This window comes from Alteromonas sp. H39 (assembly GCF_047556435.1).
Lineage (GTDB): Bacteria > Pseudomonadota > Gammaproteobacteria > Enterobacterales > Alteromonadaceae > Alteromonas.
Genome location: NZ_CP180210.1, coordinates 125,117 through 143,208, shown reverse-complemented (window position 1 = coordinate 143,208; position 18,092 = coordinate 125,117). Strand labels below are relative to the sequence as shown.

The window sequence follows — 18,092 nt, the reverse complement described above, 5'->3', positions numbered from 1 at the left end:
ACGTCATCTACCTGACGGTAAATGGGCAATCAGGTCATGCATGTGTTTGAGTGAGGGCAGCTTAAGGTCGTCCTGATAAAAAAGCCGGTTTAGTCGACCCAGCAAATTAACACTGCGCGTAGGATCATGCGCCTTAACTCTGTGTTCACTGGCAGTTTGTAAGAACTCCCAGGTTTGTAAATTCAGGTGCGCAATGTGCGCAGGGGTAATCCCCTGATTTTTTACCGTATGCAGAATACGCTCCGTTTTACTTTGCTCTATAGGAATGATCACGCTGGAATATACGTCGCTGAGCGGTCGGCCTATTGCGTCCAGCGTATGATTAATTGCAGCCCAGATTTCATCATGACTGTATCTGGCATGAGATGGCGCATAGTAGCCCATCACTTCCCACTCCAGCTCGGCATTACTGACAGCAATTGAGCTGTCTACTTCCGGGCAGTAGGACAAGTCTGGTCTGGCGCCAATGTTATAAGCATCCACAGACAGGCCAACACAGATAACCAGATCGCCCATCTCCGTCTGATTCTGGTACAGCGATTCAAATGCTGCCCGCTTTACGCCCATCCAGCCATGAATGCGTGACGGTTGCTGAACAAAATGACGGACATCATCAGGCAGATCCTCGCCATACTTTTCAATCAGCAGCGGCAACGGGTCCTGGTCAGGGTCGTCTTTTGGTAACCAGACTTCATATTCCAGACGATTGTCCGCTTTGCCACGACTCTTGATACCGAAAGAGAGGTTTATCGGTCGACAAATATTTCTGTCTTCGTCCACCCGATGAAAATACTCTGAACGCATACGCTTAATAAATGGCGCATCCAATCCCGCCAGCGCTGCGGTTGGGTAGCGATAACCGATGTCGCTGTTGGCAATATGCGTCAGTGTGGAAACAGATTCCTGAAGAATCACTTTCACGCCTTCCAGCAACTTTAATTCGGGCACAATAATGCTTCGCTCGGGCTCAATCGTCAGGCGCTCACCATCTGGCCCGATAAACTTTGGTATTTTGTGATACTCGTATCCCTTAAGCCCCAGCGTAGTTGCGGCCTCATTACGGTAGCGCGCCATTTCGGAGAACAGCGTGGCATGATCCCGAATGTGCTTAAATAAGGGTCGCTCTGCATTCATAGTTACCACCTTGGTCTGGATACGTCGGCATCAGCAAACAACTGCTCTGCCCGGTAATTTTAGTTTGCCATAACAATGCCAGTTTGCTGAACACTATCTTACCGGTGGTATTTATGAAATCGTGTAATCTTGCCGTCGCTGAAAGCTACTGCCCGGCTGTCGAGGAACGTGGTTGTGCAGGCAGCTTCACTCGGGTGCTTTTTCAGACAATGATGTTTACTGGGACGCAATGACTTCCTCCATAGCAGAAGCGGGTGCCAGCTCCGGAGCGATTTACTGGCGAAGTGCGTCATCAGGATGCAGCCTGGACCGCCATGTCCATCAGTTAGCGCCGCTACTTCCACAAAGTTATTGATGATAGGCGCTCGCCTGGGAATAAAATGTGTCCTTACTTATATGACTGCCGCGATGGCCTTTTTCAATCCGTAGCAGAAGATTGCCGGTGCGCGCAGTACACCACAAAACCTGTTAATGCTGCGCTGATTGCCAGTAAAAGCAAAAACAGTAACCGATCGTCGATTAATGACACCAGATTTTGCTGTACGCCCCACAGCGCTAGCGCAACGCCACTCAGGCAGCTTAGCAATGCCGTTCGCACAGTATTAATTACCGACTTCACTTTTCACTTGCCCGGAGAAAATGGCCGCTGTCCGTCAGGCTGGCTCGTCAGCTCACCGGTGCGCACACGTTCCTGATGCTCCTGATAAGTCGCTACTGCCGCCAGCAACTTTGATGCGCGAGTATGAATCGCCTGGTAGCAATCCCAACGCTGAGAGAGTTGATACGCGCTGCCCAGCATAAACGTGAGCGCTTTTACGGTATTAATCAGCGCCGTGTCGTTGCCTTCCTCAAGCTCTAATAAGATAGCGGCAATATCGAACGCACAACCCAGATAAGGAATCGCATCACAGTACTGACCGCCGTGATACAGCAAGCTTCCCTGCATATCGTTTCGGGTCAGAAAATGCACCGCCTGTTGCGGGTTGGTATATACCCAGTCGGCATGCTTCGGGCAAAGATAGGTTAGCTGCATAGTGTCATCCTCCTGTTTTCAGACTAGAGGACAAAACACATCAATGCAAATGATAATTGTTATTATTTACGATATGGCTGTGTTTTTTTGTCTGCCGATCTGTAATCGAGCGTCACGGAAATCGCACTCACACTGATGGCGAACCGGATTTGTCAGCTACGTAAAGGGATGCGAACGCTTTGTGCAACTATCTCATACACCTCGCCCGGTACCAGAGCCGGGTTGCCGTCGTTAAGATCTGCGCGAAAATGCGCTGCCTGCTCTGCTGACATTGTCTTTTTTATCAGCGTGCCGGCCAGCGTCACTTCTTTCCCACCGCTATCTGTGGGTATGAAAAATCCATAATCTTTAAATGACACTCGTATTGTCACATCGTCCTGCTGTGCAATGAAAAAGCAGCCCTTTTTCTGACACACTTTTGCTATACGCGTTGTCACCTGAAAGGGAGCCTCAAGGTAGTCCTGCGGCTGAGCTTTGAGCGCTGCAAGCGATACCTGCGGTAACCGCATATCCAGCGCGCTGCCAAAGGTCTCGGTATGCTCTGTCTTTGCCACTGGCTCTGATAGCCTGATGGTGTTGTCAGCGTTGACTGCAGGCGAGCTTAGCCCTATTAACAGCGCTACGGCATAATACTTCACAGTGATTTCTCCGGTTACAACGCCGCCATTGGGCGACTGGCAATTACCGTTCACTATGTGATCTTTTACTACGTCTGGCAAGTGACTGCGACGCCATAACAAGCGTACTTTGCCGTGCGCAAATTTTTGTCTGTCATGACTCCACGCTGGCATTCAGGAAAAAAGTAGCATTGCCAGCGTATCAAACCTCTTACCAGCCGTCTGGGTTGCAATAAAAAACGCCCGCAAATAGCGGGCGTTTATGTGTTTTCAGGAATTCTCCCGGAACATGCTACATCTACAATCTATGCAGCGCGTTCCGATACCGGCTATTCCCGGCTTTTATCACTTCTGATTATCCGGGCGTCCGGTAATTGTTATTTAACAATAACCGTCCCTTTCATCATCGAGATGTGTCCCGGGAATGAGCAGAAGAATGCATAAGATTCATCTGCCGACAGCCCGGATACATCAAAGGTCACAGAATCCTGCTCACCACCGCCGATGATTTTCGTATACGCGATAACACGCTCATCACCGGGTTTAATATAATTGTTATCTAGCCCTGCTGACATGCCGTCAGTCGCTACTGCCTGCATATCGGCTTTAGTCGACATTACCCAGTTATGTCCCATGGATGCTGCCGGTAGCTTACCGCTGTGAGTGAGTGTAACGGTAAACTCATCGCAAGATGCAGGAATAGTCATCTCGGACTTATCAAACTGCATCATGTCGTTGCTGTCGATGGTTGCTTCACACTCGTTTGCCAGCGTAGTACCCGATGCGCCAAGAAGAACAGCGCCTAAAAGAATGCTTTTTAACTTCATTACATACACCTTTTCAAACTGGTTTCAAAATGAATTTCAGCGTTCAGGTAGCGCGTGGTCAATACGCAAATTACCGATAACGCAGCGCGCCAGCGCGACAACATAATTGTCCGGATGTCGCCTGGGTCGACTTGTGAGTAGAGAGTTTGAGGATAGTCAGATCACATTTTCCCTTAGATATACGCATTCTTAATGTTTGTTAGAAAATAGTGAGCTATGCGATGCAGGTGTACCTTTCCACCCTTTTTAAAGCTGTGCGCGTGCATATAAGGTGATGTTTTCGGTGCGATAACTTGCTGCCGTTTGTAGGTTTATAGGGCAGGCTTTATAAAAAAGGGGCCAGCAGGCCCCAAGGTGACAAAGTCCAGGTTCATCACATGATTAACAGGCGCCTTTTCGCTGCATCTTGTGCGGCGAAAAGGCTGTTCTACTCAGGAAATTACCCCTGCATCTCTTCCAGCTCTTTGCCGTTAGTCTCGTTAACCAGCTTAATAACAAAGAATACCGATAGCAGTGCACATATAGCGTACAGTCCATATGCTCCGGCCAATCCGACGCCGGCAAGCAACATGGGGAACGTCCAGGTAATCGCAAAGTTGGTACCCCATTGCACTAACCCACTGACTGCCAGCCCCGAGCCTCGGATCTGGTTGGGGAACATCTCACCCAACATCACCCACATAACCGGTCCCCAGGACATATTGAAGAAAAACACGTAAGCATTGGCAGCGACCAGTGCAATGGTGCCGTAATCACCAAGGATTAGCCTGCCGGTTGGGTCCTGGTCGGCATTTAAAAACGCATATACCATGATACCCAAAGTCACTGTCATACCAATCGAGCCCCATTTGAGCAGTGGCTTACGACCGATTTTATCAATGACCATCAGCGTGATGACACAGGCGGCGATGCTGATAGCGCCGCTTATCACGTTAATCAGCAATGCATCCGATTCAGAAAAACCCACTGCCTGCCACAGCACAGCGCCGTAATAAAACACGACGTTGATACCCACGAGCTGCTGGAACGCCGCCAGACCAATGCCCACCCACACAATCGGGCGTACTTTTCCGGTGCCTTTTTGCATAAGGTCAGAAAGTCGGGGTTTGTGGTCGTCTGCCAGAGAATCACGAATTTCGGCAATTTTCTGGTCTGCAGCGGCTTTTCCGTAAAGTCGGGTAAGCACCGCCTGTGCTTTATCCGTACGCTTTTTCACCATCAGAAAGCGCGGACTTTCCGGGATAAAAAACAACATCAGGAAAAACAACAACGCAGGAATCAGCTCCATCCAGAACATCCAGCGCCAGGCCTCATAGCCCATCCAGAACTCAGACGTTGAGCCAGCAGCTGCATCCGCAAGCAGATAGTTGCTGACAAATGCTGCAAATAAGCCACTGATGATGGCAATTTGCTGAATAGACGTCAGCATGCCGCGAAAGCGCGCTGGCGATACCTCAGCGATGTAAGCGGGCGCCATTACTGACGCAGCACCCACTGCCAGCCCCCCAAGAATACGGTAGATGACAAATTCACCGGAGGTGCCAGCTACGCCAGAGCCCCAGGCGCTGACAATGAAGAGGACAGCGGCAGTCATCAGTAGCGCACGACGTCCGTATCGATCGGCCAGACGTCCTGCAAAGAAGGCGCCCACAGCACAGCCCAGTAACATGCTGGACACGTTAAACCCTGTCCCTACACTTTCAGAGTTAAACGCCTGCTGCAGCCCATCAACCGTTCCGTTAATCACACCGCTGTCAAAACCAAACAGGAAGCCGCCAATGGTGGCGACCACGCTGATAAATAAAATAAACGCCGTGTTATTCGCGGCGTTGTCAGCAGGCCTTGCGGCCTGCCCACTCATCGTTTGTTCCATACTTACTCGGCCTTTTTATACGGGTCGATGGTAACAATACTGCCATCCTCACGATGTGTCAGTTCTGTCATCTTCACGCTTCGCAGCCAGGTTTTGCCACCGGACAGCGAGCTGTCATGATAGAACAGATACCACTGGCCTTTGTATTTCGCGATGGAATGGTGATTTGTCCATCCCTGCACCGGCTCCAGAATCACGCCCTGGTAGGTAAATGGCCCATATGGATTATCACCGGTTGCGTAAACAATTTTATGGGTATCGCCAGTGGAATAGGAGAAGTAATACTTGCCGTCGTACTTGTGTACCCACGCGGCTTCGAAGAAGCGACGGTCATTGTCACCTGTCAGAATCGGGTCGCCATTCTCATCAAGAATATCGATTTCCTTAACCGGCTCGGCAAAAGACAACATATCGTCGCTTAGCTTTGCGATACGTGGTTTTACCGCTGGCGCATCATCAGCAGGATATTCGTCTTCAGGGTTATACTCTTCGCCTTCGTAACGCTGCAGCTGACCGCCCCAGATACCGCCAAAGTACATGTAGTACTCACCATCGTCATCTTTGAACACTGCCGGGTCGATACTAAAGCTGCCCGCCATCGGCTCTGGTTGCGGCTCGAATGGACCCGCCGGATTATCACTTGTGGCTACACCGATACGGAATATGTCCTGCTTGTCTTTCAGCGGGAAGTACAGATAATACGTGCCGTCTTTTTCTGCCGCATCCGGTGCCCACAGCTGACGACCTGCCCACGGAATATCATCAACAGACAGGGCCATCCCATGGTCGGTCACTTCGCCACCTACCTCATCCATAGACAGGATGTGGTAATCGCGCATATCAAAGTGGTCGCCGTTGTCATTCTGAGGAATACCAGATTCAACATCATGAGACGGGTAAATGTACAGCCTGTCGTTGAACACATGCGCAGACGGATCTGCGGTGTAGATATGTGTTACCAGCGGTTCGGAATATCCTGCCGCCATGTCTGAAGAGGTGTCAGCGGCTACCGGTTTCTCAGCAGAGGCCGGGGCCTGGGCTTCAGGTTGCTTTGCGGTATTCATATTGTCTGCCTCATTCGCCGGCTGACATGCACAAAGAATGACAGCAGACACGGCCAGTGAAAGCGTCTTTATACTAAAATGCTTAATTGCCACAACGAGCTCCTTTTTGTATTTATTCGCGAGTTGTACAGCATTTTGCAGCGTCGCAATGGTTTCAGCAATGTTAAAACGGTGCAAAACAAGATAACGCCATGGCGGAATGGAATTACATAAAATTTACAAAGAAAGGAAAGAGCAAGACACACATGATAAATGACGAAAATCGCGGAAACGGTTGCTATCGCCTCCGATTTAACTGACATAATTTTTTGGCTTTCAGCCTGAGACACCCGCCATTCACTGCGCTCCCTGGCTGGCAAATGCCTGCGTCAGGGACCGCAGAATGACGTCAGATTTATTCGTTCCTTTTTTGCACAAACGGAGATTCCGGCGGCCCAAGGTAGCTCTCCTGAAGCCCACCGGTATCAATCGTGATTTTTTGTAACACCACACCGGTATCTTCCAGGTATAGCTTCAGGATGTGCGTGCCGGGATCGGTGATGGTTACCGAGGTTTTCAGTTGACGTACATTGTCTAATACTTCCTTCTCCCAGTATTTGTAATCACCAACACCGTCAATTCGCTGCGGCTCACCGCCATCCATCACCATCCAGAACGCCAGTTTATGATTTGGAAAGAACTGCTGTGACGGTGAGATATCTATAATGACGTCAAAGGTACCGGTAGACGTAAAATAAAGCGGGTATGTCAGCACCGGTCTCTCTGCCAGACGTTCAGGAACCTCACCGTCTGCGCTTATGAAGCTGCGTACAGCGGTCCCTGTGCGTCCGTGCAGTGACAGGGTCTCCCATTTCACATGAGGCTGGTTACCATCAATTTCTGCACTTGACGCATTTACTGCTATCACACCATCAGTTTCAACATACCCTTGCGGATTACTGTTGGTTTTGACCGCTTTCACATGAACTCTTGCCCCTCCCCACCCGGTTCCGGTGATATACACGCTCGACTCGTGCACACCAGATGGCAGGGAATCCCAGTCAATACTGACATCAAGATCATGTTGTTGCGCAACGGTACCAGCAGTGTCGGATAGTCGAACCCAGTCGTCTCTGGCTTCTGCTGTAAAATCAAACGGCTTTGCCTGCCGGTTATACACTGTTATGGTACGCTGCGACGCGCCGTAGGGAGTAAAGGTTTCGAGAGCCAGTGACTGCTTTTGCCATTCACTGGCAGGCCAGTATATTGGCTGATTCTGGGTGCTCACTCCCATATCGGCAACCGCAGGCGTTGCCAGTGCCTTGTGACGGGTAACCGGCGGCAGATTCGCAGGCGGATTACGCCAGTGAACAAACCCGATGTGAGGCTGGGACATCATGTGATTCCAGCGTCCGTCTTTGAGCGAATGATACTGCTCAGCGAGTTGCTTATCCCGGTTGAACCAATATTTTACCTGGGCAGCAGTGTCGTTTGTTGTTGCCCTGTCCTGGTCAGCATCGCGCGCGTTCAGTGCCTGTGCATAGTTCAGCTCGTACATGGTCTGCGTTGCCCAGAGCGGATACCCCACCAGTTGGAAGAAGGCGCTCTGGAATTTTTCCGGCAATGTCTGCTGAAGTGCAACAGCTTGCTGCGCCGCTTCCTCGAGCCACGTGGAGATGCGCGCAGCCTCGTTGTAGTGGTAAAGGCTGTATGTATCTGGGGTCACTGCCTCGGGTTTACGCCGGCCATTGTGAAGGGTGTAGGTGTTAAGAAGCGCCGCTACGCTATCTGCGTGTGCCTCGCCGAACTGTTGCGCTGCCCACTCGCGGGTAAACTGTGTCGCAGTCTGACCATCAAACGCTTCCGGGTCCCAAGCCATGGTCAGGAAAAAGTCGATCGGTAGCTCCATGGGTTTAAGATCGCCCACGTTGGTGATCCAGATTTCTCTGGCACCATACTCCCAGGCCATGCTCATCTGCTCATACACTTTGCCCAGCGGCACGGTATTTATCCAGCGATAAGAACGCGGATCGCCCACATAATCGAAATGATAGTATACCCCCGCACCACCCTTGCGGCCGCGTTCTTCAGCGATTGGCAAGCGGCGGATATTGCCAAAGTTGTCGTCCGTCCACAGCAGAGTGACATCTTCCGGAACGCGCATGCCGCGCTCGTAAAACCCTTGTACTTCTTTATACAAGGCCCACACCTGCGGCACCTCGGATAGGGGTTTGTCGAAGGTTTCATCGAGAATTTTGCGCTGATCAGCCACGATAGTTTCGAGCAATTCAACATTCTGCCCTTCACTCATCGGCGTGTCTTCCTGACCGCGCATGCCCAGCGTGAAGATACTCTCCAGCGCTTTGTGGCGCTCTGCCCCTTCCTGCCAGAACTTGTAGAGATTTTCCGGATTGGTCGAATACTCCCAGGCCCCCTCGCCATAACGATTCCACTCTTTGTCAGCCCGCATCATGGGTTCATGGTGAGAGTTGCTCATTACAATTCCCATCTCATGCGCCAGTAACGGATTTTGCGGATCATCATCAGCAAAGGCGTTATTCCACATTGCCGGCCACAGGAAGTTTGCTTTAAGGCGAAGTAGCAGCTCGAATACGTTCTCGTAAAACGACGCATTGTAACCACCGTATTTTTCATGCACCCAATTGGTAAGCGCTGGCGCCTCGTCATTCAAAAATATACCGCGGTATTTTACTTTTGGAGATTCAAGAACACGGGTTCCTGAAGCTAAATAAACCGACTTTTTCTGCATTACCGGAACGTCAGCCCACCAATACCAGGGAGAAACGCCTATGGTTTCGCTTAAATCATAAAGCCCATACATAGCGCCACGACGATTTGCGCCAACAATGACCCAGGCCTCATCAACGTCCTCAAAAGGCGTGTCGATATGCTGAATGAGATAACCATCCCAGCGACCCTCAACCTCGCCAAGGTCCAGCTTGCCTGATGAGACCAGCTGTTCAAGCAACGCACTTTTGCCTATCTCCGCAACCAGTATCACGGCGCTGGCGCGTGGCAGCGCGGCATGTATTTCAGGACGCTGTTGCGTCACCTGAAAAATATCTTCGCGCACACTGTTTACTGCCCGGATCACACCAGGACTCGCCGTATCTTCAACAACGATAGGAGCAACACCCTTTTCATCAGCCAGAGGAAATCCAGCACCTGGCGACTCAGCCAAGTAGTCGGCGGCAGACACGCCAGCCGCAACAATCAGAAGAAAAAATGCTAACAACCTCTTCATACTATTCTCCAGACGCTCTTGCGTGCAGGCCAATCAGGGCCCCCACAAATCCACCCGCGGTTTGCGTGCTTACCAGTGTCGCTGGCAGCGGCTTACCAACAATAATTTGCTGGTTAGTCTTGGTATCGGTGACTGAAAACTGCAGTGCTTTTTGCTGGTTTTCCACGGTCAGTACCAACGGGCCTTCCCCCTCAAGTGTGGTCTCCGCCACCCGCGTCACCTTGCCGTCTTCCACTTTTTCAACGAACGCGAGGCGTTGTGAGCCGGCTTTTTTCACCCCAAGAAAGTAGTGGTAACGCCGGTTCTGGAATACCACCAGCCCGGCAGTCGTTCCCGGTTGAGTTTCTTCTAGCTTGGCACTGGCAGTGAACTGCATGTGCTGCTGGCGCTTACCCAGAAAGGCAGACTGCTCACTAACCACCAAAGAATCAGTGACCGGTGACAACCTCAACGCACCGTTTTCTGCCGCAACCCAGCTTCGTTCAAAGGTGTTTAACCCCAGCCACTGGGGGTCAAGCGCTCCCTTGTCAAACTCATCACGGAAATGACGGCTGCGTTCGGCAAATGTGGTCTTATCCGGTGAGGCATTTTCTGGCATGGGCAAGGTTTTGGGCACAGGCTCACCAGCGGGCAGAAGATGCGGCCAGCCTTCGCTCCAGGTTAACGGCAAAATGAAGGTTTCACGACCGGTATTGTAATGATTGCCCTCATAGGGACGTGTTGCCAGAAATACTGACCACCAGTCGCCCTGAGGTGTTTGTACGAAGTCCGCATGTCCGGTGGACGTAATATCTGATTGCGGACGATCCCGCTGGGTCAGAATGGGATTATTCTCGTAAGGAACAAAGGGCTCACTGAGGCTTCGGGTACGAAAAACCACTTGCGAGTGGTTAACACTGGTACCGCCTTCCGCACAGGTTAGGTAGTACCAGCCGTTCACATGATAAATATGCGGGCCTTCAATCCATACCGGCTGTTTTGAGATATCTACACCACCGTTTATCAGCAGCTTGCGGGTATCCGGTTTCACTTTGAGCGTGTCCAGGTCAATTTCCCACATCCACACGGCACGATGACCGTCATAAAGTGGCTCACCCGGAGGCGCATCATTGTGAGCAATATAGGCGCGCCCGTCATCATCAATAAAGAGGTCGGGGTCGATACCGCCAACCTCTGGAAGCCAGACAGGATCAGACCAGGGGCCAGCCGGGTCTTTTGCGGTAATGATAAAGTTACCGCCCGCATCGACAGCGGTGGTAATGATGTAAAACAGGCCATCGTGATAACGGATAGTGGGTGCGAAAATCCCGCGCGACGTATTCAGATTGTCAAAGGTCACCTGCGAGGGTCGGTTGAGTGCATGCCCTGCCAGCTCCCAGTGCACCAGATCCTGGCTTTCAAATATGGGCAGACCTGGCGTGTAAGCAAACGAGGAATTTACCAGGTAATAGGTGTCATCTTTGCGGGTAATACTGGGATCAGGATAAAACCCCGGAAGAATGGGGTTGCTGAAATGACCTTCTGCAACCTGCGGTGCTTTCCCTGACGCCTGATAATCAAACCACGCAAACGTTGCCGTAGCCTGTGCGGTAAAGGCGGGTATCAGTGTACCCAGTAATATTGTTGCCAGTGAAGATGCACGTCGAGTCATCATTTCCATTCCAGATGCTGATAAGTAACCAAAATGTAACGGTTTCGTAGCAACCAGTTCAAATTATCCGGATTATGATTTCCCGCTCTGTTTTTGCTTTTTTACATTTGTCCGCGCTGGCTGATACTCAGAGTAACTGCGCTGTCGATTGCTCTGATCTGAGCAATGCTACAGATGCCAGCAGTAGCTGGAGGTGACTGGCGAGGGTGACTACGCGAAAGTCACTCAGCGGCCAGAAACTAAGTCGCATCTGCCATGAGTAAAGATACAGCAAGCGTCAACGTGTCATACCAAACTGTTCACTCAACGTGCACGTTGTGGGTCGCTGAGTACAACAGAGGGCAGTGCCTTCACACTGCCCTATCACCTGCCCTTACCGGGTAAGCACTACAGAATGGTCTTTACCATTTCCAGTTCGACTTCCGATGAAGCTGGCTTCATCGACTCACGGTACTCAATCGGTGTTTTCTGGTAATGCTTTTTAAATACTGCATACATATATTGAAGTGACGGGTAGCCGCAAATTTTGGCAATCTGCGCCGTCGACTCATCGGTCTCACGCAGCATTTTGCAGGCTTTCAGTAGCTTTTCATTGTGGATTTCAGTGTGAATACTGTGGCCACGCTCATCTTTAAAGCGATTCTCCAGATTCGAGCGGGACACGCCGACATAATCCAGAACCTGATCAACCTTAATGCCCCGGCACGCATTCTGACGAATAAAGTGCATCGCCTGCATAACATGCGGGTCGGCGATAGCTTTAAAATCAGTAGACTGACGCTCGGCCACACGCTCAGGAGGCACAAGAATCGGACGTTTCGGCCCTTTGTAGCCCTGTAAAATTTTGTGCAGGAACTTGGCCGACTGAAAGCCCATCTCAAAGCATCCCTGTTTAACAGAGCTCAGGCTTACGCGACTTAAGAAGCGTGCAATTTCGTCATCATCAATGCCAACTACGGCCATTCTGTCAGGAATAAGCATACCGATGTGGTCGCATACCTGCAGTAAGTGGCGCGCGCGTGCATCGGTAACCGCTACGATACCAATTGGGGTAGGCAGGCTTTTCAGCCAGTCAGCCAAACGCTTGATAGTGTATTGCCAGGTTTCCGGGCGAACAGGATGGCCACGGTATACATAACACTCATAACCTTCCTTGGCAGTAAGCTCAAGCATGGCATTTTCACGCTCTTGCGCCCAGCGATGGTGCTCATCCACCGGTGCGCCGTAAAAAGCAAACCGTTGAATGCCTTTTTGCCTTAAGTGCTGAAACGCCGCGTTCACCAGCTCAAAGTTATCCGTCGCCACATACGGTACGTCCGGATAGTCCTCAGGGTTGCGGTACGACCCGCCTACGCCCACTACCGGCACTTTCGCTTTTTGCAGGGCAACCTGGATTTCAGGATTGTCGTAATCAGCAATGATGCCGTCACCGCTCCATTCGTCGAGGTGATCCAGTCGGGCCATAAAATCTTCTTCCAGATACAGGTCCCAGTCGGCCTTTGATGACTGCAGGTAACTACCAATACCTTCGATTATCTGTCTGTCATACACCTTATTGGCGTTGAACAGCATGGTGATACTGTGTTTATTTGCAAACATGTGTGCCCCGCAAAAAACTAAATTAAATAAAAATTGTTATGATATTTTTCAGGCAGATTGATAGTAGCTCAGTTAATCTGAATTAACAAAAAAATTACAAAAAATCGTAATTGTCCTTTTGTTATTTGGTAATCAGCATTAGGCACAACCAAAACCGTTTTAGCGAAATGACATGTTCATAGGTATCGATTTAGGCACTTCCGGTGTCAAAGTCATTCTGACAAACACCGATGGCGAGCTTATTGCCAGTGCCAGTACACGCCTGGAGCTCTCTCTTCCCAAACCTCTGTGGTCTGAACAGAATCCACAGGACTGGTGGCAGGCGACGTGTGATTGTCTTGACTCTCTGAGCAAGGAACACAACCTTGCACCCGTTAGCGCCATAGGCTTTGCCGGCCAAATGCATGGCGCGACACTGCTCGATAAAGGCGGCAGTGCTCTACGTCCGGCTATTCTGTGGAACGATGGCCGCTGTGAGGCAGAATGCAGGGAACTCACAGAGGCGGTGCCATCTGTAACAGATATCACCGGCAACCTGGTAATGCCAGGGTTTACCGCACCCAAGCTGCTGTGGGTAAAACATCACGAACCGGAAATTTTTAAGCGAATAAATAAGGTACTGCTTCCAAAAGACTACCTTCGCTATAAACTCAGCGGCGATTTTGCCAGCGATATGTCTGACGCCGCCGGTACCATCTGGCTGGATGTGGGCAAGCGCGACTGGGACGATTCACTGCTTAACGCCTGTGGCCTGTCACGTCAGCAAATGCCGACATTGTTCGAAGGCAACCAGGTAACAGGCACACTGCTGCCCTCTTTGTGTCAGCGCTGGGGAATGCGGGATGTGAAACTGGTTGCCGGTGCAGGTGATAACGCAGCAGGCGCTATTGGCTGCGGTATTATCAATCCCGGCCAGGCGATGTTGTCGTTGGGCACATCGGGCGTGTATTTTGCCGTTACCCGTGAGTTTCGCAGCAACGCCGCCTCAGCGGTGCACAGTTTCTGTCATGCCTTGCCTGATCGCTGGCACCTGATGTCGGTCATGTTGAGCGCCGCAAGCTGTTTGCAGTGGTATGCCGCGAATGCAGGCTATCAGGATGTAGGCGAACTCACTGCCGATATTGAAAACAACTCCGGCATTGATGATGACGCTACACCGTACTTTTTACCGTATCTTACCGGTGAACGGACACCCCACAACAACCCGTCAGCAAAAGGGATGTTTTTCGGGATCAGTGCTGCCACCACCCGTGCTCACATGGGCCGCGCAGTAATGGAAGGTGTATCCATGGCGCTCGCCGATGGCATTGATGCGGTGCATGGCTGCGGCGTGCAGGCCGATGGCATCAGCCTGATTGGGGGTGGTGTCAGAAGCAGTTACTGGTGTCAGATGCTGGCGAATGTCAGCGGACTTGCGATGAATCTTCGTCAAAGCGGCGATGTCGGCCCGGCATTGGGCGCTGCGAGGCTGGCACATCTGGCAATGAACCCCGAAATCAAGCCTTCGTATATCTGTCCGTTCCCCAAACTGGTAAAAAGCTTCGAGCCGGATAATTCACACTTTGATGTGTACCTGAAGCGCCGTCAGAAGTTCCGGGAATTGTATTTCGCCGTCGAGCCACATTTCTGAGCCGACTAAAAAACACAAAAGTTTATCCAATTTACATAATTGTTGTGGCGTGCAGTGTCTTTACCATTGAGGAATACGTTTTCACGCACGCCTCAGACTCATTAAGGAGTGACTCATGGCAAATTATTTTAATGACATAGCGCCAATTCAATATGAAGGCCCGGACTCAACCAATCCGCTGGCCTTTAAACACTATAATGCACAAGAAAAAGTCCTCGGCAAAACCATGGAAGAGCACCTGCGTTTCGCCAGCTGCTACTGGCATAACTTCTGTTGGGATGGTGCCGATGTATTCGGTGGCTCTACGTTCAATCGCCCGTGGCTAAAGCCAGGTGACGCCATCGAGCGCGCAAAGCAGAAAGCCGATGTTGCGTTTGAATTCTTCGCCAAGCTGGGCGCGCCTTACTACTGCTTCCACGACGTAGACGTTGCACCGGAAGGCGATACCATCAAAGACTACGTAAATAACTTCTCTGAAATGACTGACGTGCTTGCGGCCAAGCAGGAAGAAACCGGCATGAAGCTGTTGTGGGGTACGGCGAACGTATTTAGCAACCCGCGCTACATGTCTGGCGCATCGACTAACCCGGATCCGGAAATCTTCGCCCGCGCCGCAACCCAGGTTTTCCACGCCATGAACGCCACCAAAAAACTGGGCGGCGCAAACTACGTGCTTTGGGGTGGTCGCGAGGGTTACGAGACGCTGCTTAACACAGACTTAAAGCGTGAACGCAACAACCTGGGCCGCTTTATGAACATGGTGGTTGAGCACAAGCACAAGATTGGCTTCGACGGCCTGCTGCTTATCGAGCCAAAACCACAGGAACCCACTAAGCACCAGTACGACTATGATACGGCAACAGTATATGGTTTCTTAAAAGAATTCGGACTGGAGAACGAGTTCGCCGTGAACATTGAAGCCAATCACGCGACCCTGTCAGGCCACTCTTTCCATCACGAAATTGCTACCGCATTTGCGCTGGGTATCTTTGGTTCTATCGATGCTAACCGTGGCGATGCACAACTGGGCTGGGATACCGACCAGTTCCCGAACAGCGTGGAAGAAATGACCCTGATTTGTTATGAAATCCTGAAAAATGGTGGCTACACCTCGGGCGGCTTTAACTTTGACACCAAACTGCGTCGTCAGAGTATCGATCCGGCTGACCTGTTCCACGGCCATATCGGCGGCATGGATACCTGTGCACTGGGTCTGAAAAAGGCCGCCGCCATGATTGAAAACGACTTCATTGGCAATGCCAAAGCGAAGCGTTATCAGGGCTGGGATAGTGATTTCGGCAGCAAAATCGCAAACGGCGGTTTCAGCCTCGAGTCGCTGGCATCCTATACACAGGAAAACAACCTTGATCCTAAACACGTTTCCGGACAACAGGAGTTGCTGGAAAACCAGGTCAATCAGGTTCTTTTTAAATAACCTCTCCTTAAAAAAACGTGCAGCAATCGCTGCACGTTTTTGTTTTCAGGGACACCACTATGCGCCTTGTCACTACGACTTTTCTTAGTTTATTTTCCTTTACCACACTGGCCGACACCCACTTCCACCCGCTGTTTAGCGATAATGCTGTGCTGCAACGCGGTACTGATGTCCCGGTTGTCGTATTCAGTGATAATACCCAGGAACTGACACTGCATCTTGATGGCAAAGCTATTGGAAAAGCCGCAGTGAATAACGGCCGCTGGGCGGTGCCGCTACCACCACAGAAGGCCGGCGGCCCGCACAAGATCACCGTTGAAGGGAATGACGTCACGCTTAGTATCGACAACGTCTTTTTTGGAGATGTGTATCTGACATCAGGCCAGTCAAATATGGAGCTGCCGCTGGCGCGCACCGAAGAGGCCTATCCGCAAGATGTCGCACTGGCAGATTATGCACAAATCCGTGAATACACCGTGCCCGATGCATTTGACTTTAATCAGCCTCAACCGGTGCCAGGCAAAAGTCAGTGGAAAACGGCACAGAATGAGAACATTCGTTCCTTATCTGCAGTAGCTTTTTACTTTGCACGTCACCTGCATCGTTATGAAGGGGTGCCAATTGGTATTGTGAATGCTTCACTTGGAGGCTCACCCATTGAGGCCTGGATGGCGCCACGCCTGCTTGCTGATTACCCGGAGGCACTGGAAGCCGCCGAGCCGTTTAAAGACGATGCGTTTATTGAACAAACCCAGCGCGAGGATCAAGCGGCGGCGAACGACTGGCACACCACACTCACAAGCCGAGATGCCGGTCTGAATGCGACGTCTCCCTGGTATACAGAAAATGTGAATACCAGCGACTGGCAATCTTTCACGGTTCCAGGCAGGCCGGACTTTGCCAACGGAGGTTTTACCGGCAGTTGGTGGGCAAAGAAAACCGTCACGCTAGCGCAGACACCTGAAACACCATGGGTGTTACGCCTCGGTAGAATACGCGATGCCGATGAAGTATGGGTAAACGGTACCCGGGTTGGTAATACCACCTATCACTATCCGCCACGCCGTTATACTGTTCCTCAGGGCATATTGCACAAGGGCGACAACGTCATCACCGTACGCGTTATTTCGAACAATGGTGATACCGAGTTCTTCCCGGATAAAGCTTTTTTTCTGGGTAGCGACACCCAGCGCATCTCCTTAGCCGGAGAATGGCAATACAAACAGGCTGCAACCATGCAGGACCCTGCTCCCACACAAACCTTTATTCGCTGGAAGCCAACCGGCCTGTACCATGCCATGATTGCACCACTCACTGATTTCCCGCTGTCGGGCGTGCTGTGGTATCAGGGAGAGTCCAATACCGGTCAGCCCGCTACCTACGCGGAAAAAATGCTGGCGATGATGAATGACTGGCGACAAGCCTGGCAACAACCTGCACTGCCATTTTTTACGGTGCAACTGGCAAACTACATGGCCCCGCAGACTGCACCGGAGCAAAGTCACTGGGCTGAACTTCGTGACGAACAGGCGCAGGCCGCCACCACACCCAATGCCTATATGGTTACAATAATCGATGCCGGGGAGTACAACGATATCCACCCTGTAAATAAACGGGTAGTAGGCGAGCGCCTGGCAAAGCAGGCGCAGCATGCCATTTATCAGCGCGATACCAATATCAGCGGACCACAGGTGCAGAGCGCGACGGTAGATGGCAGCGCGGTAGTGCTTACTATTACCGATCCGCAGGGGTTACGAACCCTTACCAGTCCACAGTCGGGTTTTACCCTGGCCGGTGAGGATGGCGCGTACCACTTCGCCGACGTTACTCGCAAGGGCAACCAGTTCAGGTTAACCAGCGACAAGGTAGCTAAACCGGTATCGGTACGCTACGCGTGGGCGAATAATCCGTTTTACAGCATCACCGATACAGACGGCTGGCCAATGGCCCCCTTTGAACACTCACTGAAGTAATCAGGACAAAAA

Annotated in this window: 13 protein-coding genes; 3 read left to right on the top strand and 10 right to left on the bottom strand. The window is 51.2% G+C overall.

All coding sequences use genetic code 11. The features are described from left to right. Positions 1-3 precede the first annotated feature (3 nt). The 10 genes from ACLBLI_RS00605 to ACLBLI_RS00560 all read right to left on the bottom strand — a co-directional run bounded on the left by ACLBLI_RS00605 (position 4) and on the right by ACLBLI_RS00560 (position 13,042). A complete protein-coding gene (locus ACLBLI_RS00605; RefSeq protein WP_414829260.1) occupies positions 4-1,134 on the bottom strand; it encodes a hypothetical protein in 1,131 nt (376 codons plus the stop codon). 418 nt (positions 1,135-1,552) lie between these two features. Next, positions 1,553-1,753, bottom strand: coding sequence for a hypothetical protein (locus ACLBLI_RS00600; RefSeq protein ID WP_414829259.1), 201 nt, complete (start codon positions 1,751-1,753; stop codon positions 1,553-1,555). A gap of 3 nt (positions 1,754-1,756) precedes the next feature. Beyond that, positions 1,757-2,167: a hypothetical protein gene (locus ACLBLI_RS00595; protein WP_414829258.1), complete on the bottom strand. Its 411-nt coding sequence runs from the start codon at positions 2,165-2,167 to the stop codon at positions 1,757-1,759. A gap of 152 nt (positions 2,168-2,319) precedes the next feature. Beyond that, positions 2,320-2,886 (bottom strand): DUF4920 domain-containing protein, encoded by a 567-nt coding sequence (locus ACLBLI_RS00590; RefSeq protein ID WP_414829257.1) that lies wholly within the window; start codon positions 2,884-2,886, stop codon positions 2,320-2,322. Between the two features lie 275 nt (positions 2,887-3,161). Then, complete coding sequence (gene azu / locus ACLBLI_RS00585; RefSeq protein ID WP_414829256.1) at positions 3,162-3,611, bottom strand: azurin; 450 nt, start codon at positions 3,609-3,611, stop codon at positions 3,162-3,164. A gap of 439 nt (positions 3,612-4,050) precedes the next feature. Then, on the bottom strand, positions 4,051-5,472 hold the full coding sequence (locus ACLBLI_RS00580; protein WP_414829255.1) for a sugar porter family MFS transporter: 1,422 nt from the start codon (positions 5,470-5,472) through the stop codon (positions 4,051-4,053). A gap of 14 nt (positions 5,473-5,486) precedes the next feature. Next, positions 5,487-6,470 (bottom strand): glycoside hydrolase family 43 protein, encoded by a 984-nt coding sequence (locus ACLBLI_RS00575; RefSeq protein WP_414830868.1) that lies wholly within the window; start codon positions 6,468-6,470, stop codon positions 5,487-5,489. A gap of 472 nt (positions 6,471-6,942) precedes the next feature. Further along, entirely contained in the window at positions 6,943-9,792 is a 2,850-nt protein-coding gene (locus ACLBLI_RS00570) for a glycosyl hydrolase 115 family protein (protein WP_414829254.1), read from the bottom strand. Position 9,793: 1 nt separating this feature from the next. Further along, on the bottom strand, positions 9,794-11,446 hold the full coding sequence (locus ACLBLI_RS00565) for a glycoside hydrolase family 43 protein (RefSeq protein ID WP_414829253.1): 1,653 nt from the start codon (positions 11,444-11,446) through the stop codon (positions 9,794-9,796). A gap of 384 nt (positions 11,447-11,830) precedes the next feature. Then, positions 11,831-13,042 (bottom strand): XylR family transcriptional regulator, encoded by a 1,212-nt coding sequence (locus ACLBLI_RS00560; protein ID WP_414829252.1) that lies wholly within the window; start codon positions 13,040-13,042, stop codon positions 11,831-11,833. Between the two features lie 172 nt (positions 13,043-13,214). Between ACLBLI_RS00560 and xylB the strand changes: the two genes are divergently transcribed. From xylB to ACLBLI_RS00545, 3 genes are all read left to right on the top strand, one after another. Beyond that, positions 13,215-14,672: a xylulokinase gene (gene xylB / locus ACLBLI_RS00555; protein ID WP_414829251.1), complete on the top strand. Its 1,458-nt coding sequence runs from the start codon at positions 13,215-13,217 to the stop codon at positions 14,670-14,672. 115 nt (positions 14,673-14,787) lie between these two features. Beyond that, positions 14,788-16,107: a xylose isomerase gene (gene xylA / locus ACLBLI_RS00550; protein WP_414829250.1), complete on the top strand. Its 1,320-nt coding sequence runs from the start codon at positions 14,788-14,790 to the stop codon at positions 16,105-16,107. A gap of 59 nt (positions 16,108-16,166) precedes the next feature. Then, a complete protein-coding gene (locus tag ACLBLI_RS00545) occupies positions 16,167-18,080 on the top strand; it encodes a sialate O-acetylesterase (RefSeq protein ID WP_414829249.1) in 1,914 nt (637 codons plus the stop codon). The last annotated feature ends 12 nt before the right edge of the window (positions 18,081-18,092 follow it).